Below are 26,809 nucleotides of genomic sequence, written 5' to 3'. Positions count from 1 at the left end.
ACGACTCCTCGTGGCTCGCCTTGAACTCTCGGCCGAGGGGAGGATGGGTGAGCTGGTCGACGATCCAGGTACCCCGTGCGCTTCGTGCGTCTGCGGGACGATCTCAGCCTCGATCAGCCACCTGCGTCCGGTGGTTGGGGGCGTGGGGTGAGCGGAAGTCTTCCGGCGTGGAGTGCGGGCCGCGCGGGCGTGCGGTGGCGGGACGTAGCCGGACGCGGGCGTCGATGCCGGTGCCGGGGGCGGGGTGCAGGGTGATGGAGCCGCCGGAGGCGTCGACGAGGTGCCGGACGATCGGCAGGCCGAGACCGGTTCCGTCGTGGTGGGAGTCGGAGGAGCGCCAGAAGCGGTCGAAGGCGCGCTCGCGGTCGGCCTCGTTCATGCCAGGGCCCTGGTCGATGACGTGGAGTTCGGTGCCGGGGGCGCGGTGCAGGGTGATGGTGGTGCTGGGCGGGGAGACACGCAGGGCGTTGGCGAGCAGGTTGTCGATGATCTGTTCCAGGGCGCCGGGGATCGCCCACACGTGGCCGACCGGTGGGCCGGTGATGTCGATGGCCACGTACTGCTCGGCGGCCAGCGGCTCCCACATCGCGGCGCGGTCGGCGAGGACGGCGTCGAGGTCGACGGGTTCGGTGGTGGTGGCGGCGTTCTCCATGCGGGCGAGGGCGAGCAGGCCCTGGATCATGCGGCCGAGGCGTTCGACCTCGCCGACGGCCTCGTCCAGGCTGGGATGGGCGCGTGGATCGAGGTAGGGCTCGAAGTTCTCCAGCCGTAGCCGCAGTGCGGTGAGCGGGGTTTTCAGCTGGTGGGAGGCTTCCGAGGCGAACGCCTGCTGGGCCTTGAGGAGCTGCTGCAGGCGGGTGGCCGTGTGGGTGAAGGATGCGGCCAGACTGCGCAGCTCGGGCGGTCCGGTGGTGGCGTCGGGCGGGTGGGTGAGCTGTCCGTCGGCGAGTTGGGCCGTTGCGGCTTCCAGGGTGCGCAGCGGGCGGGTGATCCACCGGGCCAGGCTGAACGCGGCCAGCGCGACGACGGCGAGGATGCCCGCTCCGGCCAGGGCGAGGGCGCCCCAGATGCGGTGGATACGGGCGTCGACTTCGGACAGGGGGTAGGTCAGGCGCAGGGTGCCGCGGACGACGGTGCCCGAGGCGCCGGGCATGGTGACCGACAGGACGCCGCTTCCGGCGCTGTCCGTCGTGGTGGTGACGGTGGGCTGGTTGCGCAGGGCGCGGGCGATGTCCGGCTGGCCGGCGAGACTCACGCCGATGCGGCCGTGCGGTGCGGAGTCGGTCAGGACGATGCCGTGTTTGTCGGTGACGACGACGCGGCCGCCGGTGCGCTCGGCGTAGTCGCCGACCACATCGGGCAGTGCGTCGAGCCGGCCTTTCTCGATGTTCTCCTCGGTGATCTCGGCGAGCATGGACGCGTCGCGTTCCACGCTCTGCGACGCGCGGGAGGTCTCGCCGCGGGCGTAGATGAAGCCGAGAGGGATCTCCAGGCCGGCCAGCACGAGCAGGGCCAGCGCGAGGTAGCTGAACAGCAGGCGCCGGGTCATCCGGCCGCCTCTGAGGCGGTGCGGTCGCCGGGAACGGTCAGGCGGAAGCCGACCCCGCGGGCGGTGGTGATCCAGCCCGGATCGCCGAGCTTGCGGCGCAGCGCGGCGATGTGGGCGTCCAGGGTCTTGGTGGGGCCGAAGAAGTGCGGATCCCACACCGTGTCCATGATCTGCTGACGGGAGCAGACCGTTCCGGGATCCTCGGCGAGGTGGGCGAGCAGGTCGAACTCGCGCGGAGTCAGCGCCACCGGCCGGCCATCGAGGTGGACCTCGCGAGTGCGGCGGTTGACCGTCAGCGGCCCCCATGTCTGCGCGCCCGACGTCGGCGGGGGCATTTCCGGCGCTTCCACGGGCCCGGTCGGGTCATACGCGGGTGCTCCGGCCCGGCGGGTGACGGCGCGGATGCGGGCGATCAACTCCCGCACCCCGAAGGGCTTGGCGAGATAGTCGTCGGCGCCGAGTTCGAGGCCGACGACGCGGTCGGCCTCCTCGCCCCGGGCGGTGATCATGATGATCGGTACGGCGGAGCGGGCACGCAGGCTGCGGCAGACGTCCAGGCCATCCATGTCGGGCAGGCCGAGATCCAGCAGCACCAGATCCGGCGCAGCTTCGGCGTCGGCGAGTCCGGCGGCGCCGGTGCGGACGTGGTCCACGGTGAACCCGTAGCGTCCCAGGCCCTCGGTAAGGGGGCCGGCGATTCGGTCGTCGTCTTCGATGAGCAGCAACCGCATGGCGTAAGGCTCGCACAGGTGTGCCAGGGGAGTTGAAGAGTTCACGGGAAGCCGCCTGGGGCCGGGGAGACGTACGGAACGATGGTCGACAAGCGGGTGCCGTCCGGCCGCTCCGCGCGCCCCGCCACGTCCGGTGCCGCGTGTTCCGCTCGGCGCCCACGGCGTGGGGGCCGCCTCACCGGCGGCCGCAGCCGGCGCGGGCGCCGCGTCGGCGGATCAGGCGTGCGCGGCGGACCAGGCGTGCGCGGCCGACGGCGAGGGGTGGCCGAAGGCGTCCTCCGCGAAGCGGTCCCCGTAACCGACCGGCGTCGGCGTGCCGGATACCGCGGCCGTGATCGCTGTCTCCTCGGCGTCCGAGGAGGAGGCGACGGAGGCGTGCCCGGGTTCGGTCGGCACCGGGTTCTCCCTCCGAGGGCCCCAGGGCCTCTTTGTCAGCCGGCGTCCTCGGCCTCCTCGGTCTCCTCGGTGCCTTCCTTCTTGGTGTCGGTGACCTTGAAGGACTTGTCGACGTAGACCTCGATCGAGGTGCCGTCCTTCTGCTTCACCTCCACGGCGTACATGCCGGGCTTCTCCACGTCCTCCTCGGACTTCACGACCGTGCCCGGGTACTTGGCGAGCGCGGCGGCCTCGGCCTTCTGCTTGATGTCACCGGTCAGCGGAGGCTCGGTCTTGTCGTCGGTGTCACCGGCCTCGCCTGCCGCCTCGTCGCCCCCCGCGCCCTGGGCCGACTGCTGGGTGCCCGCCGCCTTGGAACTGTCGGATCCGGAGTCGGAACCACCACAGGCGACCAGCGCGAACATGAGCACGGCGCAGGGAGCGGCCAGCACGGCACGACGGGGCAGAGCACGCATCAGGGTGCCTCCAAAGACTGGGGAATCACTTGCGGTTTCAGAGGCCTGTGAGACCGGGCCTCCGGGGGACGACAACGACCCTAGAAACCCGCTGTTGAGAGACAGCCCAGCAAAGGGAGAGCGAGAGTCCAGCAGATCGCCAATCTTTCGCCACACGACGCTTGTCCGGGTTTGATTCACTTCGGCGGACATCGGCTCATCTCTTCGGCCGTGGTACCTGCGCCATGAGGAGGAGGAGGAAACCGCAGCCGGCCACCAGGAACCAGCCGGGGCGGGACGCGTGTGCGAGCGCCGCCGGGGCGGCATGAGCGACGAGGACGCCCGCGAGGGCGACGCCGAGGGCCGAGCCGACCTGTCGTGCGGTGGACGTGATCGCACCCGCGACGCCGGCGCGGCCCGGGGGCAGTCCGCCTACGGCGGTGTTCGTGATCGGTGCGTTGGCGAAGCCGAAGCCGACGCCGATGAGCAGGTAGGCGACCTGCAGCAGGGCCAGGCTCGTGTGCCGGTCGAGCCCGACCAGGCAGAGTCCGCCGGCCAAGAGGAAGACGCCGGCCAGAGTCAGCGGCACGCGTGGTCCGAGACGAGAGACCAGACGGCCGGACCAGGGTGCGCAGATGGTCGCTCCGGCGGCCATGGGCAGGGTCGCCGTCCCGGCGCTCAGCGGTGTGAATCCCCGGGTGTGCTGCAGGTAGAGAGTGTTGAGCAGCAGCGTGATGTTCAGGGCGACGAAGACGGTCACGGCGCCCAGGACGGCGCTGCTGAACTGCGGACTGCGAAAGAGCCGCAGATCCATGAGCGGCTCGGGGCGGCGGGATTCCACCCGCACGAAGGCGACCGTCGCCAGGGACGTGAACCCGTAGGCGGCCAGTGCGACGGGTGACGTCCAGCCGATACGCGGGCCTTCGATCAGGACGCCGACACCGACGCCGATGACCAGGGTCAGCAGGGCCTGCCCTGGAAGGTCGAGTCGCCGCGCCTGCGGCCCGCGGGACTCGGGTACGAACAGCGAGCTGAGCACCAGGGCGATCACGACGACCGGAGCGTTGATCCAGAACAGCGACCGCCAGCCGAGTCCGGCGAGGAGCGCACCACCGGTGACTGGGCCCATGGCCATGCTGAGCCCGAAGACCGACGCCCAGATGCCGATCGCCTGCGCCCGCTCCCGCGGGTCCGGCATCGCGTTCACCACGATCGCGAGGGCCACGGGACTGAGCATGGAGGCGCCGATGCCCTGAACGGCGCGGGACGCCACGAGCCAGCCCACCGAAGGTGCCATCGCGCAGACCAACGAGGCGGCACCGAACAGGACCAGCCCGCACTGGAACACCCGCCGGCGTCCGAAGCGGTCCGCCAGCGCGCCGGAGGAGATCAGCAAACCGGCCAGGACGATGGTGTACGCGTCCACGGTCCACTCCAGACTGCGCATGCCGACGTCCAGACCGCGCCCGATGGCGGGCAGACCCACGTTGACGATGGTGGTGTCCAGCCCCACCAGGAACATGCTCAGACAGCAGACCGCCAGCACGGTCCAGCGCCTGCCCGCGCTCAGAGAGGCCTGAACTGGGTGGGTCGTTGTCGCGGTCATGGTCCGCCTTTCACGTCCGGGAGTGCCTTCCCGGTCAGCCTCGGGCGAAGCGACCGCCACCGACCAGCATTTTTGCGAAGACCGCAAAAGAACGGAGACTGGAGGACGTGGACACAGAGCTGGAGCGGATCCTCGGCGGCATCGGTCCGCGGCTGCGCACGCTGCGCCGCGACAGAGCACTCACGCTGCAGGCGGTGGCGGCCACGACCGGGATCTCGGTGAGCACGCTCTCCCGTCTCGAATCGGGCAGACGGCGCCCGACCCTGGACCTGCTCATCCCGCTTGCCCGGGCGTACCGTGTCGCACTCGACCAACTCGTGGCCGCACCGGCCACCGGTGACCCTCGGATACACCTCACGCCTGTGCGCAAGAGCGACGGCAGCATCGTCCTGCCCCTGACCCAGTACCCGGGCCGCGTGCAGGTGTTCAAGCACATCCTCGCGCCCCGCGAGCCGAAGCTGGTCACCCACGAGGGCTACGAGTGGCTCTATGTCCTCGCGGGCGAACTGCGCCTCATCCTGGGAGGCCACGAACACACGCTCCACCCGGGCGAGGTCGCCGAGTTCGACACCAGGGAACCGCACTGGTTCGGCCCCGCTGACACCAACACGGTGGAAATCCTGCACCTGTTCGGGCCACGCGGCGACCAAGCAGTCGTTCGCGCGAAACCTACCGGCGCGACCCTGACGACCACCACGCCCCCCTCGCAACCGACACCGCATTGATCAGGACGCGGGAACGAAGGTGCGGCCCAAACTCGTTGACCTCCACGCCGTCGACCACACCAAGGAGGACTTCGCACGCTCCGGGCGGCGATACGACGTTGTCCTCGGCCTGGTCGCCCACCACTCGGTCTCCGATCTCAGGCGCGCCCTGAAGCCCGGGCACACTCGTCCTCACCGGAGGGGGCAGCCCGGGCCAATTCCTCGGCGCGATCGGCCTCATCCAGAAGGACATCGCTCTCTTCCGGTTCGTCCGTCAGCGACAGCGGCGGTGGCGACTGACCCTGCCCGAACGGCGACAGTCCGGCGGAGCGCCTCGCTACGGTCCGCCGAGGCCCGGTGGGTCGTCCCGCGTTTCCGGGGGAGCGATCAGGGCGTCATGGAGCCGGCTCGGAGACACGGTCAACACCCCGTCGTACACGACTCTTCCGAGGCATCCGGCCGAGGCATCCGACATCGTACGAAGACAGGGCGTCGTCCGAGCCACGGCACTCAACGACCCAGCACCGTAACCAAGTTGGCGTCGGGGCGATAACGGGCGGGGGCGTGGGCGAGCAGGGCCTCGTGGAGCCGGACGATCTCATGACGGGCGGTTTCGAAGTCCGTGTAGAGCATGGTCGAGGTCGCGGCGACGGCCCTTCCGGTGCCGTTCAGTGCGCTGTGCGCCGTCCGCAGGGTGTTCAGCTCGGCATCCGACAGCCGGACCGTGAAGATCGGGGGCACCTGCCATTCCGCGCCCGGTGGCGGGGTGGCCACGACACGAACGGCGAGGTGTTTCGGCGCTCTCCGGAAGGCGACGGGCGTCAGGGTGACGCAGGCGATGGTGTCCCAGCGGCCGCGCCAGACGTCGGCGCCCCCCAAGCCCGTGTTCCGGAACGTCAGACCGTCCGCTCCCACCTCGACCGTCCCCCGGCTAGGACGCCACAGCATGGTGAGGCCCGACCACAGGGACATCAGCCCGAGAAGCAGCAACGGCACCAGGAGCGCATAGCTCCAGCCGCCCGCCAGCCGCGGCACGCACCAGAAGGCGACGCCGGTCAGCACCCCGACGGTGGCGCAGCCACAGCCGCGCTTGCGGAAGTACGCGGAGTACTCCACGCGCACCGGCGCGGCGGTCGGGTCCCCCGGCTCGGGCGCCACGCGCGTCGCCGTCCCCGGCGTCGTGTCCCGTACGGCGGTCACCGCGATCGTGTCCCGTACGGCCGTCACCGTTTCCGTCGGCGCGGTGGGGTACTCCTCCTCGTTCAGCCAGTCCAGCAGTTCCCCGGCGGTGGGCCGGTCCTCCGGGCGTTTGGCCAGGCACTCCTCCACCACCTCCCGCAGCAGTCCCGCGGGCACCCCGTCCAGCCGGGGCTCGTCGTGCACGACCCGGTAGAGGAGCGCGGGCGCCGAACCCTCCCCGAAGGGACCCACTCCGGTCGCCGCGTACACGAGGATCGCGCCGAGGGAGAAGATGTCGCTCAGTTCTCCGACCCGGTGGCCGCCTGCCTGTTCGGGGGACATGAAGCCGGGCGTACCGATCACGAGGCCCGTGGAGGTGAGGGTCGGTGCGCCTTCCAGGGCTTTGGCTATACCGAAGTCGATGACGCGGGGGCCGTCGTCCGTGACGAGGACGTTGGAGGGCTTCAGATCGCGGTGGACGAGCCCGACCCGGTGGATCGACTGGAGCGCCTCGGCCAGTCCGCCGGCGAGCCGCAGCACGTCCGGTTCCGCCAGCGGGCCGTCGCGGCCGACCAGTTGGGCCAGGTCGGGCGCGTCGATGTAGTCGCTGGCCACCCACGGCACGTCCGCGTCCGGGTCCGCGTCCACGACCGACGCCGTCCAGAAGCCGCCGACCCGCTTCGCGGCCTCCACCTCGTGCCGGAAGCGTTCCCGGAAACGGGGATCGGCCGCGATCTCGGCCCGTACGGTCTTCACGGCGACGCGTCGTCCTCCCGGCGACCGGCCGAGGAAGACCTGCCCCATGCCGCCCTCCCCGAGTCTGGCGGTCAGCTGGAACGGGCCGAGTGTCCGGGGATCCTCGGGCACCAAATCCCTCATGTCCTCCCCCTGTCCCCCCTTGTCGCACCACGGCGAGGTCAATGTAGCGCCTGCCGAGGACGAAGCGGCCGGCCACTGCGGGGTGGAGCAGAATCAAGGGGGTCACTCGCCGGGGCCGTCGACATACAGCAACGGAGCCTGGCGGTCTGCCCTCAGACGAGGATGAATCCGGTCCAGCGAGCCGAACAGCGCGACGCCCAGGCGCGCTTCCCACGGGGTGTACGGCAGGGTCTGCGGGCGAGAGCGCGGGTCCAGCTGTGCGTGCCGGGCGCGAGCCCGTTCGACGGCGAGGATGCCCTTGGCGGTCACCGGCGGCAGTGGGAGGGCGCGGTACGCCAGGTCGGCAGGCCGGTGCGCGGAAACCACACCGCCGACGGTCACGGCCAGCACGGCCCGTACCCATGCGCCGTCCACGGCCAGCACCACCGCTGCCAGCACGGCCAGCACGCCGGCCGCGGCAAGTACCGGACGACGGCCGGCCGGCTCCGGCACCGGGTAGGGCAGGCCGCCCGTGCCCTGCCGGCGATCGGAGCCGGGCGGGCCGGCCGGCCGCAGGTGCCCCGTGGAGAGCAGGGCGATCTTCGTCTCCTCTACGGCGGGCAGCAAGTGGGGCGTCAGTTCCCACAGGTACAGGCCCTTCCCTGACGCAACCCGGCGCACCTCCTGCTCCAGCCCGGAGGCGGGCTCCCTGCTCGAAGCGGTGGCCGCCCAGCGTTCCGGGGACTCCGCTGTGGGTTCGGTCCTCCGCAGGACCCCGTCCGCGATCAGACCGGCCACGAGCACGTCCACCGCACCGGCTTCCCCACCGGTCAGCAGGCCCAGCTCCACCGGGCCGAGTTCGTCCTGCGCCTCGGCACCGCGCACACTCTGTCGCTGTTCCTCCGCCTGCCGCTCCCGGGCGAGGAAGCGGTGGCGCGCTCCTCGCGGCGCGCCTGGTCACATGGTCTTCCCACAAGAACACGGCCAGCAGCACCGCCAGGCAGCCCGCGAACACCAGCCAGTCAGCCACACAGCCAGTATTCCGGCCGTGCCGGCACGGGACCAGCGCCCCGGACCCGGCTCACAGGACGCCCTTCAGGAACAAACCGTTGTCCCCCGGGGGGACATGACGCCGTACCAGGTACGATCCCGGGGCGCAGCCGAGCGGAGCAAGCGGCCCGTGCGTCAGGAACGCCGCGGCGCCGGGTTCCACGGTCAAGACGCCCACGTCGCGCTGGTCCGCGCGTAGCGGCCGCCACGTCACGGCCCCCTCCGCGAGGAGGCAGTGGGGGTGCTCGTCCCACCCGGCCCGTATGATCACCCCCTCGGCGGGGACGAGCGTGCCGCCCCCTTCAGCCGGGCAGCCCGCCATCTCCACGGGGATCACGCCTATGTCGCCCTGGCGCTGAGGGCCGGACAGCAGCGGCACGGTCACGCCCCGGACAGCGGTTCCGGTCTCGTCCGCGAGGGGCCCGCCCGGCTGCGGCAGGGTCCCCAAGAGCGAGGATTCCGCGTGCTGATTCACCGTCACGTACTGGTCGCGGGTCAGGCCCAGCAGCCAGGAGGCCGCCTTGACGGGGTCGTCGAAGAACGAGTGGACCTCCCAGGCGCGACAGCACCCGGCTCCCTCCGCCTCTCCGTCGGCTCCGGCGAACTCTCCGCCGGCTCCGGCGAAGACGAGCACCCTGGCCCCTCCCGCCCCGGCCGGTCCGTGCCCCCGCACGGCCAACCATGCTTCCCATGCTTCCCATGCTTCCCATGCTTCCGTGACGGATGGATGCCCCGCCCCGGGCAGGACCAGCACTGTGCCGTTCTGGCTCCGTGCGGGCCTTCCTGATTCCTCCGGGTCCTTCCGTCCCCTGCGTGTCCCTGGCGGTTGGCCGACCCCTGTCCCGGTCGTCCTCCCCTCGCCGATGGGCCTCTGCCAGAGCCCTTTCACAGCCCGTGCCGGTCAAGGATGCTCATCAGCTTCCGCCTGCGCTTCAGTTCCCTCCGCAGGCCGGCGAGAAACAGGGTGAACGCATCCTCGGTCCCCAGCGCGCGATGGCAGTCACGGGCAGCCGACAGCAGCCGTGCCAGGCGCTCGTAGGCGTGGTCCCCCGTCGGTTCCTTCGACCGCTCGACCAGCCGCAGGTACACGCCGAGCGCCTCGGCCGGGCGGGTCTCGCGCGAGAGGTCGGCGAGTGTCTCCCACTGCCGGTCGTCGGCGCGGCCGGACGCCTCGCGCCAGGCGGCGTCCAGGTCGCCGTCGTCGAGCAACGCGTCGATCAGCACGGGCCCGCCGTACCGGCCGCCGCGCGCACGGCGGGCGTCCTCCTCCAAGACGGCCAGCGCCGCCGCGCGCTCGGCCTCCCAGCAGTCTGCAGCCCGGGCGGCGGAGCGCAACTGCCGGTAGGCGGCCAGGGACCGCTCGAGACGGAACCGGTCCCGGCGTACCGCGACCGCGTCGGCCGCCCGGCCCGCCTGCGCGTACCGCACGCACACGTAGTCGACCAGACGGCCGTCGATGTACGCCTTGGTGGCGCACTCCCGCAGTCCCCGCTCCGCCCACACGAGCGCCTCGTCCGCACGTCCCGCCGATTCCAGCTCCTCGGCGATGAGCAGATGGGTGGCCCCGGACGGGTCGAGGTTCTGCGCATGCAGGGCGACCAGCGCGTCGACGTCGCCCTCCGCCCTGACCAGGCGCTCCATCAGATACCGCTCCGACCAGCCGGACGGCCTGCGCCTGAGCGCCTCGGCCGCCAGGTGCCGCAGGCGGGCCAGTCCACTCGGCCCCAGCGCGTCGGCGTAGTCGAGCGGATCCAGGTCCGTCACGTCGTCGCTGTCGTCGAGCACCGTGCCGACCAGCCACTCGGCCAGCCGCTCCGGATCGGGGCAGGCGACTCGGCAGGCCTCCAGATGAGCCTCGGCCACCGCAGCGGCGGCCTGCCCGACCACCCCGTCGGAGTCATCGATCTCTCCGTACGCCTGCCCCAGCACGCGGAGCGCCTCCTCGGCCAGACCGACCGCCTGCGCCGCCTGCCCGTCGGCGGTCAGGGCACGCAGCGCGGCCGCAGCCTCGGCCACCTGCCGCCCATACCCAGCGGTATCGGCGTACTCGACGTACCCGTATCGGGCGAACGGCCGCGGATCGATCAGCGCGATGATCCGGTCCCGGACCGCACCGAGGTCGGACCGGGCAGTGGCTGCCCGCAACTCCAGGCGCCGGCGTAACTCCCGGTCCTCAGCGATCTGCTCCCGCACCAGCGCCAGGAGTTCGTCACGTGACAGCGCCGAAAGCCATGCCTGCAGTCCGGAAGCTCGCTCCCGCGCCGCGGCTTCCTGATGCGGAATCGTCTTCGCCCGCCGCAGCACGGTCAGCCCGACCGCCACACAGTGCTTGCAGAAGTTTCCCTCCTGCCCGTACGGACAGTCGCACCACCCCGAGATGCCCTCGCCGCCGCCGAGAGTGAGCTCCACCTCGTAGACATCCGTACCGTGCACCACGGCGGTGACCGAGCCCTCCCCCACCTCCAGCCCACTCACCGCGTCCAGATAGCCCAGCCCCCGCTCGAAGGACCGAGTCCCGGCCAGCGTCCTCAGATCGCCCTCGTCGAATCCCACCACTTTCCGCGCCACACCGGCATTCAACCGCACAAGGCGCGGTGCCGGCCAAGCTGAACGATGAGGGGACCGAGGCCCCTGCCCCAGGGGACTCGGCCTTGCCGGCCAAGGCCCGCCTCCACCCGATCGAGACAGAAATCGACGAGACGGGCCGCCCCACCCACCGAACTCACCGCACTGCCGCAAACGAGACCACCGAGTGGCCTTCGCTCCACCACTCCACCGTGCGCCGGGAACTGTGGACACGATCAGGACTCGTACCATATCTTGTACAAATCAAGTGAGAGGAGGCGGCAAGCATGTCCATCACCGCCAGCGAGGCGCGACAGAACCTGTTCCCCCTGATCGAACAGGTCAACGAGGACCACGCTCCGGTTCACATCACCTCCCGCAAGGGGAACGCCGTCCTCATGTCCGAAGAGGACTTCAACTCCTGGACCGAGACGGTGCACCTCCTGCGCTCCCCCAAGAACGCCCGCCGCCTGCTCGACTCCATCGCCGAGGCGGAGGCCGGCAAGACCCGGAATCGCGCGCTGATCGACCCCGGCGCGGAGCGTGCGTGAAGATCTCGTTCACGTCCCACGCCTGGGAGGACTACACCTACTGGGCCGAGAGCGACCGCAAGATGGTCAGGCGCATCAACAAGCTGATCGACGACACCACGCGCGATCCCTTCAAGGGCATCGGCAAGCCGGAGCCCCTGAAAGGTGACCTGTCGGGCTACTGGTCTCGGAGGATCGACGACACGCACCGACTCGTCTACAAACCGACCGACGATGAGTTGATCATCGTCCAGGCTCGGTACCACTACTGACCCGGCCCGAAGAACCATCACCGGCCCGAACCACGCAGGGCAACGCCGCCGACAGAGAGCACCCGACCGCTCGTCCCGTTCACAGCGGCGGGCCGAGCCGACAGCGCAGTGCGGGCGCTCCCATGCGGACACACCGACCGCCGACATGCCCGCCCCGGAGTCGCGGCGCCCCGGCGTACGACAGAGGCAGCACAGCGCCGAGGCCTCGCTCGGCACTTTCCCCTCACGACACCCATGGGGCGATACGGTCAATTCCGGCTACGACTCGCATGTCACCCGACCGTGTCCCCTGCGTGTCCCCTGGATCTTGGTCTGAACGTATGAACGAGGGCCGCCACCCTGGAGTGGCGGCCCTCGTTCCCTCGTTCCTGCAGGTAGAAACGGTCCTGCGTCCACCTGCGCCTGGTGGGGCGGGTGGGACTCGAACCCACGGCCGACGGATTATGAGTCCGGCGAGCGTTGAGCGGCCGTCGTACTGCCTCGTGCGATCCAGTGATGCCCCGTGCGGAACAGTGCAGGTCAGCGGCCCTTTCCGCACTCCCACCCTATCCCGTCCATGCGATCCCGTGATGCCCTCTGCGGGACCGTTATGAAGCGTTCGGGCGAGCACCGGGCGAGCAGAAGGGGCCCGCCACCTGCGGTGACGGACCCCTTCACGTTCTACTCGCCCGACAGCCTACGCGGCTTCCACGGCGTCGCCGCCCCCGCCGTCCCCAGCGTCGGCCGGCTCACTCGCTGCGGCACGCCGGGCGCGCGGCACCAGGTCCGCGGCCTTCTCCGCGATCGCCCGGTCGACGTCCTCGAGGACCTCCGTGTACGTGCCAGACGTCAGCTGCACCGACGAGTGCCGCAGCACCGTCTTCACCGCGTGCACGTCACCGCCGGCCGCGTACACGAGCGTCGCCGCCAGGTGTCGCAGGTCCCGCAGGCTCACCGGCGGCAGCCCGGCACGGTCACGGATCCGCCGGAACTCCTCGCTGACCTTCTCCGGGTGCAGCCACGTCCCGTCCGGCTCGGTCCACACCTTCCCCGTGTCGACCCAGTCCGCGACGTCCTTCCCGGCCGCGCGCTGCTCGGCCGCGTACCGGTTCCACGCATCCCGCTCGGCGAGCTGCTGCCGGCGACGCTCGCGCAGCGCGGCGACGTTCAGCGAGTCGAGCCCGATCGTCGACGCCGACTCCTCCGTCTTCGGGTCGTCCTCGAACACCTCCCACCGGTCGACCACGAGGGTCTTCGCCGGCGTGATGAGCCCCGCGTCCAGGTCGACGTGCGACCAGGCGAGCCCGACGCCCTCACCGCGGCGCAGGCCACGGAACGCGATCAGCTGGAAGAACGAGTACAACCTGCTCGACTCGGCCTCGTCGAGGAACTGCCCGAGCTGCTCGGGCGTCCACACCATCACCGGGCTGGGCCTCTCCCCCGTGCGGCGCCAGTGCGCGACGTGCTGCGCGGTCCACAGCCGCGCCTTCGGCCGCTTCCCCGACGCCAGCTCGACCCACTGCGCCGGGTTGAACGTGATCAACTGCTTGCGGATAGCCGCGTTCAGCGCGGCCCGCAGCGTCGCCCGGATGCGCTGCTGCGTCGCCGGCCCGGTGACGTGCTGGTACGGCGGCATCGCCGCGAGCTTCTCCCGCTCGGCCGCCAGCTGCTCGGACACCTCGGGAGACGGCCGGCCGCCCTTCGTGCCGGGCTTCCACCTGCAGCGCGCCTCCTGCTCGCGGCGCGCCTGGTTCTGAGCCCGGATCACCTCGTTGCGCTCGTCGATGGAGTCGAAGAAGGCCTGGACGTGACCGACGTTGAGCCGGTCGAGCTTGTAGTGCCCCAGGCCCGGCCGCAGGTGCACGCGGATATGCGACTCGTAGCTGCTCGTCGTGCGCCGCTTGGTCTTCTTCGCGTCCAGCCACGCATCCAGCCACTCGCCGACCGTCATGTCGCTGCTCAGCGCGACACCGCCGGCCAGGCGCCGCTTCACCTCGGCGACGTCGGGAATGTCCTCGCGGTCGCGCTGGACCTTCGCGAGCAGGTCACCGATCTGCTGTGCGTACTGCTCGTCACCGCCGGCGAGATCGAGGATCGCGCGGATCTTGTCGAGGTCGCCTTGCGCTTCCTTGACGCCGTCGTACCCGGTCCGGCGGAAGACCCGGCGCGTGCCGTCCGCAGCGGACGGCAGCTCCTGCCTCAGCTGGTAGGTGCCGTGGTTGCGCTTCTTGAGCTGCGGGCACTGCTGCCCCAGCCTGCGCCCGTCGTCACCTCGGCACTCGCATCGTCGCGTGATCCCGCCGGCTCGTCTGGCCCCGGCCATACGTCCCTCCCCTGCCCGGCAGCGGTCGCCGCCGGGCGTCTTGCGTCCACATCGGCGAGCAACGGGGCGACGCCCGCTGATCAAATCTCGCCGGACAGCCGACCGTAACGGTCGTGTTGTGCCGTGACAACCAATCCCGTACCGTGCGATGCAGTGATGCGCAGTGCTGCGCAGTAGTGCGTAGTAGCCGGAGGAGGAAGGCACCCGATGACCACCCACGAGGCCCTCGACGAGAAGACCCTGCGGACGGCCGACCTGCTGAGCCTGCCGCCCACCATCGACGTCGAACTCGCCGGCCGGGCCTTCGGCATCGGCCGCGACAGCGCGTACAAGCTGGTCCGCGCCGGCGAGTTCCCGTGCAAGGTCATCCGCGCGGGCCGCAAGTACCGCGTCGTCACCGCCGACCTGCGCCGCGTCCTGACCGTGCCCGATCCAACCACCCCACAGGGCAACGCAGCCTGACCACGCCGTCAGCGCTCAGCAGGCGCCGCGACGCTCACATCGGCCCGCCCCCCCACTGCTCGTGCGCCCGCAGACCCATCGCCGGGCGCGCACCGCGTGCAGTCACGCCCGGCCGCCGGCGAACAGCCACGGACACCGAGCAGTCCCGCCAGCCCACCGCGCGGGGAGCGGCGGACGGACGGGACCGGGTTGGCCCTTCCTCGACAACCAGGCGGTGTACTCCAACTCGGTCACGGCCGCCCGGCGGACCAGACCCGCCATCTCAGCCATGTCCAGTCAACTGCTTGAGGTGGTGTTGTGAGGTGGTGCCGGGGATCGGCGCGATGTGAGGGCCGAGGTCCAGTAGCCAGCGAAGGGCGGTGACGGCTCCGCCGCCGTGGGCGAGGGCTCCGGCGCCGAGGGGAGCGTACGGAATGTACGGGATGCCTCGGGTTCGGCAGTGCTCGACGGTGATTGCTGCGTCGTCGGGAACTGCCGGGTTGAGCTTGTTCTGGACGGCGGCCACGTCGATGACCGTGCCGGCGAGGTCGATCTGGGCCGGGGTGACCTTGGACAGGCCGATGTGGGCGATCTTGCCTTCCTGCTGGAGGTCGGCGAGGGCGCCGATCTGGTCGAGGAAGGGGACGGTCGGGTCGATGCGGTGCAGGTAGCACAGGGTCAGGCAGTCCGTGCCCAGCCGGCGCAGGCTCTGCTCGACCGCGGCACGGAGGTAGTCGGGTCGGCCGAGCGGTCTCCACACGTTCGGGCCGGGGCGGATCATGCCGACCTTGGTGGCGATGACCACGTTTGCGGGGTAGGGGTGGAGGGCCTGGCGGACGAGGTGCTCGACGGTGTGGGGCCCGTAGGCGTCGGCGGTGTCGATGTGCGTGATGCCGTGCTCGTGGACCACGCTGCGCAGCAGCGCGACGGCCTGCGCGGTGTCTGCCGGGTCGCCCCAGGTGCCGGGACCGGTGAGCCGCATCGTGCCGTATCCGAGCCGGGAGACGGTCGTTCCGGCGAGGGTGAGGGTGCCCGCGGGTGGGGTGGGGGTCATCGGTCGGCTTCCTCGACGGCGGTCAGAGCGGCTTGGATGGCGGCCTCCTGGTCGGAAGGGTGGTTGCGGACCTTCTGGTGGCGGACTGCGCCAAGGAGCTGGTGCAGGTGGGCGTCTACAGCCGCCCGGTAGTCGAGGTCGCGGTCGCGGTGCTCCCCCAGTGGCACGTCCGGGTCGAGCACGGTGGCCAGCAGCAGGTCGTATCCGGCGGCGTAGGCGTGCGCGAGAGTCCGCAGGTAGGCGTCGGCCCCGGCGGGCGGTTGCCGGTCGCTGCGTTCGAGCGCGGCGAGGTAGTAGGCGACCGGGTCGAGGGCGGATCGGTCGATCAGGACGGCGTCGGCGGCGGCGAGGGTGGCTTGTGCGGAGGCCGCGGCCGAGGCGGCGATGATCCATTCGGTGCACTCGGCGGTCTGCTGCTGGAGCTTGGGGAAGCCGAGGTCGGCGGCCTGGGCGGCGAACGAGGTGGGGGTGCGGGCCACGGTGTAGCCGTGGGCGCGCAGTTCTGTCTCCAGGCGGCGCACGAGGGTGGTTTTGCCGGTGGAGTGGGTGCCGGCGACGGCTATGCGGACGGGGGTGGTCACCACAGGGTGTTCTCCTCGTGTCGGGGGTGTCCGGGCATGCCGGGCGGGACAGCCGCGGCTGCGATCTCCTCCCAGGTGGCGTAGTGCTGGGCGAGGTGGAGGAGGAGCAGGGCGGTGGCGTGGGCGTCGTAGGCGGCGCGGTGCCGGGTGCCGGTGACGCCGTCGAGGGTGATGCCGGTGTGCGCCAGGAGCGCGTCGAGGCCGAAACCTTTGTGGCCGGGGAGAGCGGCCCTGGCGAGGCGGAGGGTGTCGATGACCCCGGCCGGCTGCCAGCCGGGCAGATGCCGGGTCAGAGCGCCGTATTCGACGCCGGCGTTGTGGGCGGCGATCCACGCCCCCTCCAGGGCGGCGCCGACCTCCTTCGCGACGGCCGACCAACGGGGAGCCGTGGCGGTCATCTCATTGGTGATGCCGTGGATGCGGATGATGCGATCCGGGATCGGGACGGGCGGGCGGATGAGCCACTGCCGGGCCCGCTCGGGGCGCACCCGGCCGCCTTCGACGGGAAAGAGCGCGACCTCGACCAGGTCGGGCGGATTGGCCCCGTTCCCCTCGACGTCGACGACGAGGAGGGGACGGGGCCAGTCGGCATACCTCACGGGCGGGGGGTTCCTTCCGAGTCCTGCCAGCCGATTTCCGCGCGGCCGTGCCGCCGCGGCCGGTGCGGGTGGCTCCGGTCGTGGACCTGGAAACCGTAGCCGTGCTGGAGGAAGTACCGGGGCTGCTCGCCCAGTCCCTCGGTGATGACCGCCCGATCGGTGATCTGCACCGGGCCGGTCGCACCGAGCTGGGCCGCCGCGCGGTCGACGTCCTCCTGAGCAGGCGCCTTCCACGCCTGCGCGCAGAGGCCGACCTGCCTCCGCGGGCAGATGTCGCACAACTCCCGGATGCCGTAATGGCCGTTGTAGTCCGCCATCTGGTGGGCGTAGGCGACCGCGCACGAGGTCTTGCGGAACAGCGGCCCGAAGGGCTGTTCCTCGTCGCTGGGGCGGCGGAAGGCCGCCAGAATGCGGGACTCCAGCGTCTCCGGCATGATCTTGCGGCGAGCGGTGGTGTCGTAGGGCTCGGGCAGCCCCATCTCCCGGTAGTAGGCAGCGATCTCGTTCCGGTAGAACAGGCCGGTGAAGACGGTGGCGTGTGCGCGGCGGCCCAGCTCGGCCGCGCGGGCGATGTCCTCGTCGGAGTCGTTCAGGCCGGGGACGATCGGCCGCCAGTACAGGATGACCCGGTAGCGGTCGGCGTGCTCGTGCAGGACCTTCAAGCTGGTGGCGGCGATGTTCGAGTCGACCGGCTCGATACCGTCGTGCTGGATGTTCGAATGCGTGACCAGCACGGTCACCTTCAAGTTCCGGTAGCTGTTCAGCGCCTGGCAGTCCTCGGGCTCGACGCGCCACCGCGTGATCACCAGGACGTGGTTGGTCAGGCCCTGCTCGTCCAGCAGCCGCAGCGTGTTGAGCGTGTGGGGCTTGACGACGGGCAGCATCGGGTCGGTGGCCTTGTTGAACAGCTGCACCGGGGTGATGTGCGGGCGGAAGTAGCGGTGCCCGATCAGCTCGGCCACGGCGTCCTCGTCGCTCATCAGCAGCCGCGGGGTCTTCATGCCCCAGTTGCCGTACAGGTGCCGGATGCAGTACCCGCACTCCAGAGGGCATCCGATCACGTGATTGAGCGAGAGCCCGGACTTGCGGTACTCGATCACGTCGGCGAGCTTCGGTGTCAGCTTCGCGATCTGCTGAGCCGTCAGCAACGGCAGCGTCCTGCTCCGGCGCACGGCAGGAGCGAGGTTCAACGACGGCGGATGTTCCACTGCGGTCTTCTCCTTGCGTTGTGGAGACTTCTGGGTGACAGGCAGCTTCTTGGCGCCCCGGCGCGGAGCGATGACCTTGCCGTGGGGGGGGGACAGGAGCCGGACGGCTGGCACCTCGCCCCACCCGGTGGGGTGGTCGCGCGGGCGGGCGGGGCGTGGCCTGCCCGGCGGCCGGGAAGGAGGCCGCGTCCGGCCGCCGGGCAGGGGTCTATGCGGCCATCGCGTCCAGCTCGGCCGGGGTTATGGGGGTGACGCCGGTGAGCCGGACGACTTCGCGGTGGGCGAGGGTCCAGCGGATCAGCGGATCGTCGTAGCCCACGAAGTCCAGCCCGTCGCCGTGCCGGTCGGGCAGCGGCTGAAGGGTGGCGGGGTCGTGGACGATGCCGGCGACGCCCCAGGCGAGGGCGGAGCGCACGAGCGCGGCCGACCAGCCCTTGCGCAGGGCCCGGCAGTCCCGGATCGCCTCCTGCGCGCAGGGTGCGTGCACGGGCGGCGCCGCCGTCCTCTCGCCCTCGCGGATGGGCCGGTCCTCGCCGCCGGCGAGCAGGAACAGGCGGCGCTTGTCGCGGGGGTCGTAGGTGTGCTCGCCGCAGACCTGGCACAGCAGCCGGTCCATCGCCGCCCGCTGCCGCAGCGGGTGCACCTTGGCCAGGTGCGCCTCGCCGACTCCGCGCGTGGCGGGCACCCGCACCCACAGCACGCCGCCGGTGCTCCGGTCGAGGTCGCTGTCCTCGTCCTTGTAGCCGATGCCCGCGCCGCCCCTGCCGTGGTGCAGGACGACCGGGGTGGTGCGCAGGGGTTCGCTGGACCAGGCGGCGATGAACGGCACGTGCAGGCCGTCCGGGGTGTAGAACTGCCGGGGCATTCCTTGTCCTTGGGCGTCGTGGGGACCTGCCGCGGGGAGGCGAGGGGGTGCTCCCGGCGGCCGGCGGTGGGGTTCCTCCGCGGAGGCTGGGTCGTCACGCCGCCGGAATCCCGGGGGGCAGTGGCGGGTAGTGCCGGCGCAGGCCCTCGGCGAGCTTGCGGCGGGACAGCTCCACGATGAGGGCGTGGTGGTCGCTGAGCCCGGTCATGTCCAGCACGGTGACCGTCTCGACGGCCTGGACGGACCAGGCATCCAGATAGGCGCGGTCGATGCGGCTTGCCCCGCCCTGGTCGGGCCGGTTGGCGCCGGCGGTTGCTGCCAGCGCGCCGGACTGGCCCAGGTGGTGCGCGGCGTACCGGGCGGCGTCGTGCATCCCGCAGTCGTGCAGCAGCTCGTCCAGGAAGGTGCAGCTCTGCCACGACCCGTCGGGCCGCTTGAGGGCGCGGTGGCGGCGGTGCACCACGTCCGTGACGGCCGGGGAGTCCCAGTCGATCTGCGGTACCTGCTCGCCGGCCGGGAGGGGGTATTCGTTGGTGTCTCCCAGCAGCCAGCACGCCGCCCACGACCGGCCCGGGTCGGCGCCGTGCTGGGCCTTGACCTTGTCCACCAGGGCCGTCAGCTCGTAGGCCTCCGCCTGCCGGCCCACGGGCGAGCAGAAGGAGCTGTGGAAGGCGGCGCTGAGGATCGGCACGTCGGGGGCGTCGGGCAGCGTCAGCACCACGTGGGCGGGCGGTGTGCGAAAGACTCTCGGGTGGTGGCGCTGGGCGCGCACGCGGAAGGTGGATTCCCGGATGAGCACCCCGGTGGGGTTGCGGCCCTGGCCCATCTCGGCGCGAAAGCCCCGCATGCCCAGCATCTCCTGGGCCGCGCGCCAGCGGCGGTCCGCGGCGGCCTTCTCCGGCTCGGTGGCGTCGGGCCTGCTCTGCGAGTACGTCAGCTCCGTCATCCCCAGCCAGTCCAGCCGCCGGGGTTTCAGGACCTGCTCGTACGTGGTCCGCCACCGATCGGGCAGCACCCCGGGCGTTTCCTCGGGCCCGCCGTCGTGCTCCAGGTTCACCAGCCCCAGGCGGATGGTGTCGTTCATCGTCAACGCCTTCTCCTCGTCGTGCCGGCCGGGTCGGGGTTCGGTGGGGGCTACCGCGCGGTCGTGGGCGCCGTGGTGTGGCGCTGAAGGGCTGCGGCGACGTCCACGAGGGCGAGGTGGCTGAAGGCCTGCGGGAAGTTGCCCACCTGGCGCTCCAGGTGCGGGTCCCACTCCTCGGCCAGCAGGCCGACGTCGTTGCGCAGGGCGAGCAGCTTCTCGAACAGCCGGCGGGCCTCGTCCACGCGCCCGATCATGGCCAGGACCTCGGCCATCCAGAACGAGCAGGCCAGGAAGGCGCCCTCGTCGCCGGTCAGGCCGTCCACGCCCTTGGCGTTGCCGGCGGTGGGGTAGCGCAGGATGAAGCCGTCCGGGGTGGACAGCTCCCGCTGAATCGCCTCGACGGTGCCGATGACCCGCTTGTCGTCCGGCGGCAGGAAGCCCACCTGGGGGATGAGCAGCAGGGCGGCGTCCAGCTCGCGTGAGCCGTAGGACTGCGTGAAGGTGTTGCGCTCCTTGTCGTAGCCCTTGGCGCACACCTCCCGGTGGATCTCCTCGCGCAGCTCCTTCCAGCGCTCCAGGGGGCCGTCGGCGGCCCCGGACTCGACCAGCTTGACGGTCCGGTCGACGGCCACCCACGCCATGACCTTGGAGTGCACGAAGTGGCGGCGCGGGCCGCGCACCTCCCAGATCCCCTCGTCGGGCTCGTCCCAGTGCCCTTCGAGCCACTCGACCAGGGCGACCTGGAGGTCGGCGGCGGTCTCGCCCACCCCCAGGCCGGCCCGGCGGGCGAGGTCGAGGGTCGCGATGACCTCGCCGTAGACGTCGAGCTGGAGCTGGCCGGCGGCGCCGTTGCCGATGCGCACGGGGGAGGAGTTCTCGTAGCCGGGCAGGTGCGGCAGCACGGACTCCGGCAGGCGCCGCTTGCCGGTGATCCCGTACATGATCTGCACGCTGGCGGGGTCTCCCGCGACGGCGCGCAGCAGCCACGCGGCCCACGCGCGGGCCTCCTCGCGGTAGCCGGTGCGCAGCAGCGAGGACAGGGTGATCGCCGCGTCCCGCAGCCAGCAGTAGCGGTAGTCCCAGTTCCGGGCGCCGCCGATCTGTTCGGGCAGCGAGGTGGTTGGGGCGGCGACGATTCCGCCGGTGGGCGCGTAGGTCAGGGCCTTGAGGGTGATGAGCGAGCGCACCACCGCCTCGCGGTGCTCGCCCTGGTAGGTGCAGTGGGAGATCCACTGCTTCCAGTAGGCCAGCGTCCGCTCCAGGGCGGCCCACGGGTCGATGCCGGGCGGGGGCGCCTGGTGGGAGTCGCCGTAGGTGAGCGTGAAGGTGGTCTCTTCGCCCTCGGAGAGAGTGACGTCCGAGCACAGGGCGCCGTCGTGCAGGCGGGTGGGCGCCGGGGTGTCCAGCCAGAGCGCGTCCGGCCCGGCCACCAGGCCCCAGCGGCCGCCGACCGTGATCCCCCAGGGGCAGGCCGAGCCGTAGTCGAAGCGGGGCCGCAGGCGGGAGCGGACGGTGACCCGGCCGCTGACCGCCTCCACGATGCGCACCACGCGCGGGGTGTGGCTCTCGTGCTCGGCGGGCGGCATGAAGTCGGTGATCCGCAGCGTGCCGTCCGGCGTGACCCAGGTCGACTCCAGCACCAGGGAGTCGTCGACGTAGCGGCGGTGGGTGGCCGGCACGCCGTCGCCGCGCGGGCCCAGCTGCCAGGAGCCGTGCGCGTCGTCCCCGAGGAGCGCGGTGAAGGCGCTGGGGGAGTCGAAGCGCGGGAAGCAGGCCCAGTCCAGGGAGCCGGTCCGGCTGGTCAGGGCGGCGGTGTGCAGGTCGCCGATGAGGGCGTAGTCCTCGATACGGTGAGACATAGGTGGTGATTCCGTCCAATGCGGGCGTAGTGCGGCTCGTGGATGGGGTGGCACGGTCAGCCGGAACAGCCGGCCGGCGGGGTGTCCTGCGCGGGCCGGGCGAGGCACTGCGCCAGGCGGTGCGCCTGGCCGATGGTCAGGTGGACCGTGACGCGCTCCGGGGCGTGCGCGCAGCCGGGCTCCGCCGTCACCGGGACCACGGAGCCGACCGCCCCGGTGAGGAGCCACCGGAGCCGTTCGGCGAGACGGCGCAGTCCGCGCCGGCGGGTCAGGACGAGGTCGTCGCCGATCCCGGGCGCGCCGAGGAGGGCAGCGAGCGTGACCGCCGAGCCCAGCTCGTCGTCCGGCAAGGCGAGTTCGACGTGCGTCTCCAGGACGGTGATCTCGCCGGTCAGGCCGTGGCCCTTCAGACAGTCGTCCAGGTGGGCAGCGGCGGTGTGGGCGCCGATGTACGGGTCCAGCAGGACGGCGATGCACCGGTCCACGGAGGCGGCTGTGCGCAGGGTGAGGACGATGTCGTAGACGTCGTTGAGCGCGGCGGTGCCCTCGATACCGGCACCGGCCAGCCACGCGGTGGCGTCCCCCACGGTGCGGTCGAACGGCGCCTTGCTGCTGAGCACGGTGACCTTCAGGGCGGCCCCGTCGTCTCCGGCGTCGACCCGCGCAGCGAAACGGGCCTTCTCCAGCGCGTCATCGAGCACCTGCCGCCGCAGGACGGCCGGCTGCCCGGATGCCGCAGTGTCCGAGGCCTGGCTCTCGGCGGCGGTCATCGGCTCGCTCCGGCCGGTGCTGCGGTGCCCTGTCGGGCGCCCAGCAGTTTCCACGCGTGCGCCAGGGCCATGAGATGGGCGGCGTTGGCCGCTTCGGTCTTGGCGAGCAGCCCCTTGAGCACGCGGCGAAAGCTGCGGAAGTCCACGTCGGCCATGGGTTTGTGGTGCGCGGCGAGGACGTGCAGCAGCCGCAGCTCCTCCGGGCTGAGAGGTGGTGCCGGCCGCTGCACCTCGGGCGGGGTGACCTGCCGTGAGGTGAGCAGAAGATGCACCAGGAGCGGGCGCGGGCAGCGGGGCGGGCAGTGCAGCTTGGCCCGCATGCGGTAGAGGCGGCCGCGGACCGTGTGCCGCGACAGGCCCAGATCGGCGGCGATCTTGCCGGGGCTCAGCCCGCGGACAAGCAGCTCGGCGACGCGTAGCTCGCCGGGCGTGAGCAAGCGGGGCGGGGCGGTGGTGGGCATGGCGGAAATTCCTATGCGGCAATTGGACAGGCGGGCGGGCGGGGCGGTGTAGCTCGTCGAGGGCGGAGGCTGGAACCCGCGCGCGGCAGCGGTAGCGGGGACGGGCCGCCGCCGCGCGCGGGAGTCACACGGTGCTGGCCGCAGGATCGGGCTGCGGCCGGCTGAGGCCGGCGGCGAGAATCTGGGACCACTGGGGGGTGTCCGTGCCCAGGGCGGCGTCGGCCAGGCGGAGGCGCTGGACCTCGCCGGTGCCGGCGGGCGCGTAGGTGCACTGGACATCGCGCCACAGCCGTTCCAGGGGGTAGTCGGTGTCCAGGCCGCGGGCGCCGTGCAGCTCCATGGCGTCCTGGCCGGAGCGCACGGCCCACTCGTGGCTGAAGTATTTGGAGTTAATCAGCTCCGTGTCGCAGGGCCGCCCGTCGTCGAGTAGGGTCACGGCCTCGTAGACCAGGCCGCGGGCGGCCCGCAGCCGGCCTGCCATCGCGCCGAGGCGGTCGCGCAGCACGGGCAGGTCGGCCAGGGTGGCGTCGTAGCGGCGGCGCTCTCGCAGGAACTCGGTGGTGAGTTCCACGATCGCCTCGTGCAGGCCGAGGCTGAGGGCGGCGAGGTTGGGCCGCCCGTACAGGATGCTGCTGCTCTGCGCGACGTGCATGCCTCCGCCGACGATCCCGAGGACGTTGGCGGCGGGGACGCGCACGCCGTCGAGGTCGAGGCGGCCGAAGGAGAAGCCGTGCAGCCCCAGCGCGGGGCGGTGGGGCCGCACGGTCAGCCCCGGCCGGTCGTGCTCGACCAGGAACGCGGTCAGCGCCTGAGAGGTGCGCACACCGGGCGGGGCGGTGCGGGCGATGACGATGTGCGCGTGCGCCAGGTCGGAGTTGCCGACGCGGGCCTTGCTGCCGGTGAGCACCCACTCCTCGCCGCTGCGCTCGGCGGTGGTCTGGATGCCGCCGAGGTGCCCGCCCGCCTCCGGCTCGGTCACCGCGATCGAGAACAGCGCCGTGCCGCGCGCGGCCTGCGGCAGCCACCGCGTTCTCTGCTCGTCGGTGCCGAAGTGCAGCAGCGCGGCAATCGGGATCAGGCCGGCCTGCAGGATCGCGGCCGCGGCGCCGGAGACGGTGGCGAGGCGGTGGATGAGGAGGGTCTTGGCGACGTGGCCGGCACCCATGCCGCCGTACTCGGGCGGGATGGTCACCCCGAACCAGCGCTGCTCGGCGAGGATGCGTGGCACGTCGCGCTCGACCCGGCCGGGCGAGTTCTCCATGCGCGCCACGAGCGGGGCGATCTCGTCGCGGGCGACGGTCTCGACCTGCCGGCGCAGCGCTGCATACCCGGTGGCCGAGCGTGGGACGGGTGTGGTGGGCATGGTCGTTGGCTCTCCCTGGGGTGGTCGCAAAGGGTGGGGTGCGGCCGGATCCGCGTACGGGGCCCGGTGCCGGTGGGCGGGTCAGGCGGCGGGCGTCCTGCCGGTGATCACCCTCAGGACCGTGTTGCGGCCGCCCGCGACGATGTCCAGCAGCCGCCGGGAGTCCTCCAGGCGGCGCGGTTCGGGGTCGACGATGCACACGGTGCCCAGGGTGAGGCCGCTCTCGGCGTGGATGAGGGGCGCGCCGTAGTAGGACTGGATGCCGATGGCGTCCACGACCGGGTTGCCGGAGAAGCGGGGGGCGGCGTGCACGTTGTGCAGTGGCAGGGCCTTTTTGCGCCGGACGACCTCCGGGCAGTAGCCGTGCCCCAGGTCCATCGTGCGCCCGACGATCGGGTGACCGCTGCCCTGGGGCGGGTTGTGCAGGCCGACGAAGATCTGCTCGTCCAGGAACACGTTGACCATGGCATGGGTGAAGCCGGCGGCGGTGGCCATCTGGGTGGCGATGGTGTCGAAGACGGCATCGGGGCCGGTGGGGATGCCCAGGCGGTCGATGAGCTCCCTGCGGGCGGCCAGCTCCGCCAAGTCCCGGGCGGTCTCGGTGCTGGCGGTGCCGGTGCCCGGGGTGAGCAGGCTGGCAGGCGGGGTGATGGCGTCGGCGACCGGCCGGGCGGGCGCGAGGCGCGGGCCGGGGGCGACCGGCCGGGCGGGCGCGAGGCGCAGGCCGGGGGCGGCCGTCCGGCGCGGCAGCCGGGGCGGGGAAGGCTGGTGGGTCATCAGGCATCCAGGAGGGTGGAATCGGTGGAGTGGGCGGGGCGGGCCAGCGCGGCGGCCAGGGCGTGCTGGACCAGGGTGAGCAGCACCGCGGCGACGGAGGAGGTGGCGCGGGCGTCGCAGGCCACCACGGGGGTGTTGGGGCGCAGGGCGAAGGCGTCGCGGATCGCGTGCTCGGGGTAGCGGTGGGCGCCGTCGAACTCGTTGACGGCGACCACGAAGGGCAGGCCGATCTGCTCGCAGAAGGTGGCGGCGGTGAAGCTCGCCTCCAGGCGGCGGGTGTCGGCCAGGACGACGGCGCCGATCGCGCCCGCGGCCAGGTCGTACCAGATGTCCAGGAAGCGGTCCTGGCCCGGTGTGCCGAACAGCAGCAGCTCCAGCGGCACCGGCACGTCCAGGGAGAGGCGGCCGAAGTCGAAGGCCACCGTGGTGGTGGTCTTGTGCTCCACGCCGGTCAGGTGGTCGGTGGCGGCGCCGGCCTGGGTGAGGTGCTCCTCGGTGGACAGCGGTGGGATCTCGCTGACGGCCCCGATGAACGTCGTCTTGCCGACGCCGAACCCGCCGGCCACCACGAGCTTCATGACCGCCGGGCCGCCCACCGCCCGCAGCGCGCGGCCCGCACCGCCGGACCCGGGCCGCTCACCCGGCCTGGGGGTACGCATCGGGGAATCGGGTCTTGAGACCGGCAAGGACTGCCTCCAGCAACTTCACGGACGGGTCGTTGCCCGCCGCGGGGTCGGACGAGGGGATGTAGGCGGAGTCGGCGGCGGGGACGGGGACCCGCAGGGCGCGCGTGTCCAGCAGGTCCGAGACGAGAATCCTGACGGCGCTCACCGGGCGGCCGAGGGTGCCGGCCAGCTCCGCCACGGAGCGCCGCCGGATCCGGCACAGCACCAGGATCTGCTCGCACTCAAGTGGCAGTGCGGGACCGGGCCGGCCGGGGCCGAGCTCCAGCACCGTCTCCAGGCGCAGCCGGTGACGCGGGCGGGTCCGGCCCCCGGTGAGGGTGTAGGTCCGCACGAAGTCGGCCACCTCCACCGACGCCCCGGCGGATAAGGGCTTGGGCCCGGAGTGCGGCCTCACCGCTCGCCGTCGCCCTGGCGCACGGCGGTGACCATGTGGGGCGCGAACCGCTGCACCAGGCGCTGCATCTCGAAGCCGATCTTGCCCGCGTCCGCGTCCGGCCGGGCGATCACCCCGAGCACGGTCTCCACCGAGCCCCCGGCGCCGAGCGGCTGGCTGGGGAAGGCGTTGGTGGCGCCCGCGCTGACGACGAAGAACAGGTCGCTGTCCCGCTCGACCAGCACCTGCTGCACGGGCGCGCCGCGGCCGGACAGGCCGGGCAGGTTGGCGGCCAGGGAGGACAGCCCCGAGAACGCGGCGGCCAGAGCGTCTGCCGCATCCCGCCCCAGGCCGCTGCTGGAGACCAGCCTGATCCCGTCCCGCGAGGTCAGCAGCGCGTGCTCGACGCCCGGCTCGGTGGTGAACTGGTCCAGCAGCCAGGCGATCTCCTCCTGCGGGCCCTTGTCCCGCGAAGGGTGCGGACTCATGTCGTAGGTCATCGAGAACCACTT

28 protein-coding genes are annotated in these 26,809 nt (G+C 71.9%); 4 read left to right on the top strand and 24 right to left on the bottom strand.

Features of this window, described 5'->3' with window-relative positions; translation table 11 throughout:
• Positions 1-103 precede the first annotated feature (103 nt).
• The 5 genes from IE225_RS04450 to IE225_RS04430 all read right to left on the bottom strand — a co-directional run bounded on the left by IE225_RS04450 (position 104) and on the right by IE225_RS04430 (position 4,716).
• Positions 104-1,549 (bottom strand): sensor histidine kinase, encoded by a 1,446-nt coding sequence (locus IE225_RS04450; protein ID WP_190055966.1) that lies wholly within the window; start codon positions 1,547-1,549, stop codon positions 104-106.
• Positions 1,546-2,280, bottom strand: coding sequence for a response regulator transcription factor (locus IE225_RS04445; RefSeq protein WP_190055965.1), 735 nt, complete (start codon positions 2,278-2,280; stop codon positions 1,546-1,548). Before IE225_RS04445 ends, IE225_RS04450 begins: the two co-directional genes overlap by 4 nt.
• A gap of 216 nt (positions 2,281-2,496) precedes the next feature.
• Positions 2,497-2,676: a hypothetical protein gene (locus IE225_RS04440; protein ID WP_190055964.1), complete on the bottom strand. Its 180-nt coding sequence runs from the start codon at positions 2,674-2,676 to the stop codon at positions 2,497-2,499.
• Between the two features lie 35 nt (positions 2,677-2,711).
• Entirely contained in the window at positions 2,712-3,131 is a 420-nt protein-coding gene (locus IE225_RS04435; RefSeq protein ID WP_190055963.1) for a PepSY domain-containing protein, read from the bottom strand.
• A gap of 196 nt (positions 3,132-3,327) precedes the next feature.
• Complete coding sequence (locus IE225_RS04430; protein WP_190055962.1) at positions 3,328-4,716, bottom strand: MFS transporter; 1,389 nt, start codon at positions 4,714-4,716, stop codon at positions 3,328-3,330.
• Positions 4,717-4,823: 107 nt separating this feature from the next.
• Here IE225_RS04430 and IE225_RS04425 point away from each other — a divergent pair, with 107 nt between their 5' ends.
• Positions 4,824-5,441, top strand: coding sequence for a helix-turn-helix domain-containing protein (locus IE225_RS04425; RefSeq protein ID WP_190055961.1), 618 nt, complete (start codon positions 4,824-4,826; stop codon positions 5,439-5,441).
• 489 nt (positions 5,442-5,930) lie between these two features.
• Here IE225_RS04425 and IE225_RS04420 read toward each other — a convergent pair whose 3' ends face one another.
• The 4 genes from IE225_RS04420 to IE225_RS04405 form a co-directional block, all read right to left on the bottom strand.
• Positions 5,931-7,478 carry a serine/threonine-protein kinase gene (locus IE225_RS04420; protein ID WP_190055960.1) on the bottom strand — a complete coding sequence of 516 codons (1,548 nt, stop codon included), beginning with the start codon at positions 7,476-7,478 and terminating at the stop codon, positions 5,931-5,933.
• Positions 7,479-7,580: 102 nt separating this feature from the next.
• Positions 7,581-8,342, bottom strand: a complete 762-nt coding sequence (locus IE225_RS04415) for a hypothetical protein (RefSeq protein ID WP_190055959.1) — start codon at positions 8,340-8,342, stop codon at positions 7,581-7,583.
• A 196-nt stretch (positions 8,343-8,538) separates the two neighbouring features.
• Complete coding sequence (locus IE225_RS04410; protein ID WP_190055958.1) at positions 8,539-9,141, bottom strand: DUF8820 family protein; 603 nt, start codon at positions 9,139-9,141, stop codon at positions 8,539-8,541.
• Positions 9,142-9,392: 251 nt separating this feature from the next.
• Positions 9,393-11,075 (bottom strand): SWIM zinc finger family protein, encoded by a 1,683-nt coding sequence (locus IE225_RS04405; protein WP_229879225.1) that lies wholly within the window; start codon positions 11,073-11,075, stop codon positions 9,393-9,395.
• 284 nt (positions 11,076-11,359) lie between these two features.
• On the opposite strand from IE225_RS04405, the gene IE225_RS04400 reads away from it, so the two are divergent.
• Both IE225_RS04400 and IE225_RS04395 read left to right on the top strand, forming a co-directional pair.
• Positions 11,360-11,623, top strand: coding sequence for a type II toxin-antitoxin system Phd/YefM family antitoxin (locus tag IE225_RS04400; RefSeq protein WP_190055957.1), 264 nt, complete (start codon positions 11,360-11,362; stop codon positions 11,621-11,623).
• Positions 11,620-11,874, top strand: coding sequence for a Txe/YoeB family addiction module toxin (locus IE225_RS04395; protein ID WP_190055956.1), 255 nt, complete (start codon positions 11,620-11,622; stop codon positions 11,872-11,874). The genes IE225_RS04400 and IE225_RS04395 overlap by 4 nt, the downstream gene beginning before the upstream one ends.
• Positions 11,875-12,550: 676 nt before the next feature.
• On the opposite strand, the gene IE225_RS04390 is transcribed toward IE225_RS04395, so the two are convergent.
• On the bottom strand, positions 12,551-14,176 hold the full coding sequence (locus IE225_RS04390; RefSeq protein ID WP_190055955.1) for a site-specific integrase: 1,626 nt from the start codon (positions 14,174-14,176) through the stop codon (positions 12,551-12,553).
• 207 nt (positions 14,177-14,383) lie between these two features.
• Here IE225_RS04390 and IE225_RS04385 point away from each other — a divergent pair, with 207 nt between their 5' ends.
• On the top strand, positions 14,384-14,638 hold the full coding sequence (locus IE225_RS04385) for a helix-turn-helix domain-containing protein (RefSeq protein WP_190055954.1): 255 nt from the start codon (positions 14,384-14,386) through the stop codon (positions 14,636-14,638).
• A gap of 262 nt (positions 14,639-14,900) precedes the next feature.
• On the opposite strand, the gene IE225_RS04380 is transcribed toward IE225_RS04385, so the two are convergent.
• The 14 genes from IE225_RS04380 to IE225_RS04315 all read right to left on the bottom strand — a co-directional run bounded on the left by IE225_RS04380 (position 14,901) and on the right by IE225_RS04315 (position 26,797).
• Positions 14,901-15,671, bottom strand: coding sequence for an aldo/keto reductase (locus tag IE225_RS04380; RefSeq protein ID WP_190055953.1), 771 nt, complete (start codon positions 15,669-15,671; stop codon positions 14,901-14,903).
• Entirely contained in the window at positions 15,668-16,252 is a 585-nt protein-coding gene (locus IE225_RS04375; protein ID WP_190055952.1) for an AAA family ATPase, read from the bottom strand. The genes IE225_RS04380 and IE225_RS04375 overlap by 4 nt, the downstream gene beginning before the upstream one ends.
• Positions 16,249-16,851 (bottom strand): 3'-5' exonuclease, encoded by a 603-nt coding sequence (locus IE225_RS04370; protein WP_190055951.1) that lies wholly within the window; start codon positions 16,849-16,851, stop codon positions 16,249-16,251. The genes IE225_RS04375 and IE225_RS04370 overlap by 4 nt, the downstream gene beginning before the upstream one ends.
• Positions 16,848-18,059 carry a radical SAM protein gene (locus tag IE225_RS04365; RefSeq protein WP_229879224.1) on the bottom strand — a complete coding sequence of 404 codons (1,212 nt, stop codon included), beginning with the start codon at positions 18,057-18,059 and terminating at the stop codon, positions 16,848-16,850. The genes IE225_RS04370 and IE225_RS04365 overlap by 4 nt, the downstream gene beginning before the upstream one ends.
• A 208-nt stretch (positions 18,060-18,267) precedes the next feature.
• A complete protein-coding gene (locus tag IE225_RS04360; RefSeq protein WP_190055950.1) occupies positions 18,268-18,924 on the bottom strand; it encodes a hypothetical protein in 657 nt (218 codons plus the stop codon).
• A 94-nt stretch (positions 18,925-19,018) separates the two neighbouring features.
• A complete protein-coding gene (locus IE225_RS04355; protein ID WP_190055949.1) occupies positions 19,019-20,008 on the bottom strand; it encodes an endonuclease/exonuclease/phosphatase family protein in 990 nt (329 codons plus the stop codon).
• A 50-nt stretch (positions 20,009-20,058) separates the two neighbouring features.
• Positions 20,059-21,867 carry a glycoside hydrolase family 15 protein gene (locus IE225_RS04350; protein ID WP_190055948.1) on the bottom strand — a complete coding sequence of 603 codons (1,809 nt, stop codon included), beginning with the start codon at positions 21,865-21,867 and terminating at the stop codon, positions 20,059-20,061.
• 56 nt (positions 21,868-21,923) lie between these two features.
• Positions 21,924-22,637 carry a hypothetical protein gene (locus IE225_RS04345; RefSeq protein WP_190055947.1) on the bottom strand — a complete coding sequence of 238 codons (714 nt, stop codon included), beginning with the start codon at positions 22,635-22,637 and terminating at the stop codon, positions 21,924-21,926.
• A complete protein-coding gene (locus IE225_RS04340; RefSeq protein ID WP_190055946.1) occupies positions 22,634-23,098 on the bottom strand; it encodes a response regulator transcription factor in 465 nt (154 codons plus the stop codon). Before IE225_RS04340 ends, IE225_RS04345 begins: the two co-directional genes overlap by 4 nt.
• Before the next feature lie 124 nt (positions 23,099-23,222).
• On the bottom strand, positions 23,223-24,461 hold the full coding sequence (locus IE225_RS04335; RefSeq protein ID WP_190055945.1) for an acyl-CoA dehydrogenase family protein: 1,239 nt from the start codon (positions 24,459-24,461) through the stop codon (positions 23,223-23,225).
• An 81-nt stretch (positions 24,462-24,542) separates the two neighbouring features.
• Entirely contained in the window at positions 24,543-25,238 is a 696-nt protein-coding gene (locus tag IE225_RS04330; protein WP_229879221.1) for a GAF domain-containing protein, read from the bottom strand.
• Positions 25,238-25,816, bottom strand: coding sequence for a GTP-binding protein (locus IE225_RS04325; protein WP_190056100.1), 579 nt, complete (start codon positions 25,814-25,816; stop codon positions 25,238-25,240). The genes IE225_RS04330 and IE225_RS04325 overlap by 1 nt, the downstream gene beginning before the upstream one ends.
• Before the next feature lie 58 nt (positions 25,817-25,874).
• Positions 25,875-26,318, bottom strand: a complete 444-nt coding sequence (locus tag IE225_RS04320) for a DUF742 domain-containing protein (RefSeq protein ID WP_190055944.1) — start codon at positions 26,316-26,318, stop codon at positions 25,875-25,877.
• Entirely contained in the window at positions 26,315-26,797 is a 483-nt protein-coding gene (locus tag IE225_RS04315; protein WP_229879220.1) for a roadblock/LC7 domain-containing protein, read from the bottom strand. The genes IE225_RS04320 and IE225_RS04315 overlap by 4 nt, the downstream gene beginning before the upstream one ends.
• Positions 26,798-26,809 lie beyond the last annotated feature (12 nt).

The sequence above is a fragment of the Streptomyces echinoruber genome (genome assembly GCF_014651135.1).
GTDB lineage: Bacteria > Actinomycetota > Actinomycetes > Streptomycetales > Streptomycetaceae > Streptomyces > Streptomyces echinoruber.
This window is presented reverse-complemented; position numbering and strand designations above follow the sequence as displayed.

What these genes read in the sequence shown, in the direction of transcription:
- IE225_RS04450 (WP_190055966.1), bottom strand. Translation starts at nt 1,549, where the DNA reads ATGACCCGGCGCCTGCTGTTCAGCTACCTCGCGCTGGCCCTGCTCGTG.
- IE225_RS04445 (WP_190055965.1), bottom strand. Translation starts at nt 2,280, where the DNA reads ATGCGGTTGCTGCTCATCGAAGACGACGACCGAATCGCCGGCCCCCTT.
- IE225_RS04435 (WP_190055963.1), bottom strand. Translation starts at nt 3,131, where the DNA reads ATGCGTGCTCTGCCCCGTCGTGCCGTGCTGGCCGCTCCCTGCGCCGTG.
- IE225_RS04430 (WP_190055962.1), bottom strand. Translation starts at nt 4,716, where the DNA reads ATGACCGCGACAACGACCCACCCAGTTCAGGCCTCTCTGAGCGCGGGC.
- IE225_RS04420 (WP_190055960.1), bottom strand. Translation starts at nt 7,478, where the DNA reads ATGAGGGATTTGGTGCCCGAGGATCCCCGGACACTCGGCCCGTTCCAG.
- IE225_RS04400 (WP_190055957.1), top strand. Translation starts at nt 11,360, where the DNA reads ATGTCCATCACCGCCAGCGAGGCGCGACAGAACCTGTTCCCCCTGATC.
- IE225_RS04390 (WP_190055955.1), bottom strand. Translation starts at nt 14,176, where the DNA reads ATGGCCGGGGCCAGACGAGCCGGCGGGATCACGCGACGATGCGAGTGC.
- IE225_RS04385 (WP_190055954.1), top strand. Translation starts at nt 14,384, where the DNA reads ATGACCACCCACGAGGCCCTCGACGAGAAGACCCTGCGGACGGCCGAC.
- IE225_RS04380 (WP_190055953.1), bottom strand. Translation starts at nt 15,671, where the DNA reads ATGACCCCCACCCCACCCGCGGGCACCCTCACCCTCGCCGGAACGACC.
- IE225_RS04360 (WP_190055950.1), bottom strand. Translation starts at nt 18,924, where the DNA reads ATGCCCCGGCAGTTCTACACCCCGGACGGCCTGCACGTGCCGTTCATC.
- IE225_RS04355 (WP_190055949.1), bottom strand. Translation starts at nt 20,008, where the DNA reads ATGAACGACACCATCCGCCTGGGGCTGGTGAACCTGGAGCACGACGGC.
- IE225_RS04350 (WP_190055948.1), bottom strand. Translation starts at nt 21,867, where the DNA reads ATGTCTCACCGTATCGAGGACTACGCCCTCATCGGCGACCTGCACACC.
- IE225_RS04345 (WP_190055947.1), bottom strand. Translation starts at nt 22,637, where the DNA reads ATGACCGCCGCCGAGAGCCAGGCCTCGGACACTGCGGCATCCGGGCAG.
- IE225_RS04340 (WP_190055946.1), bottom strand. Translation starts at nt 23,098, where the DNA reads ATGCCCACCACCGCCCCGCCCCGCTTGCTCACGCCCGGCGAGCTACGC.
- IE225_RS04335 (WP_190055945.1), bottom strand. Translation starts at nt 24,461, where the DNA reads ATGCCCACCACACCCGTCCCACGCTCGGCCACCGGGTATGCAGCGCTG.
- IE225_RS04330 (WP_229879221.1), bottom strand. Translation starts at nt 25,238, where the DNA reads ATGACCCACCAGCCTTCCCCGCCCCGGCTGCCGCGCCGGACGGCCGCC.
- IE225_RS04325 (WP_190056100.1), bottom strand. Translation starts at nt 25,816, where the DNA reads ATGAAGCTCGTGGTGGCCGGCGGGTTCGGCGTCGGCAAGACGACGTTC.
- IE225_RS04315 (WP_229879220.1), bottom strand. Translation starts at nt 26,797, where the DNA reads ATGACCTACGACATGAGTCCGCACCCTTCGCGGGACAAGGGCCCGCAG.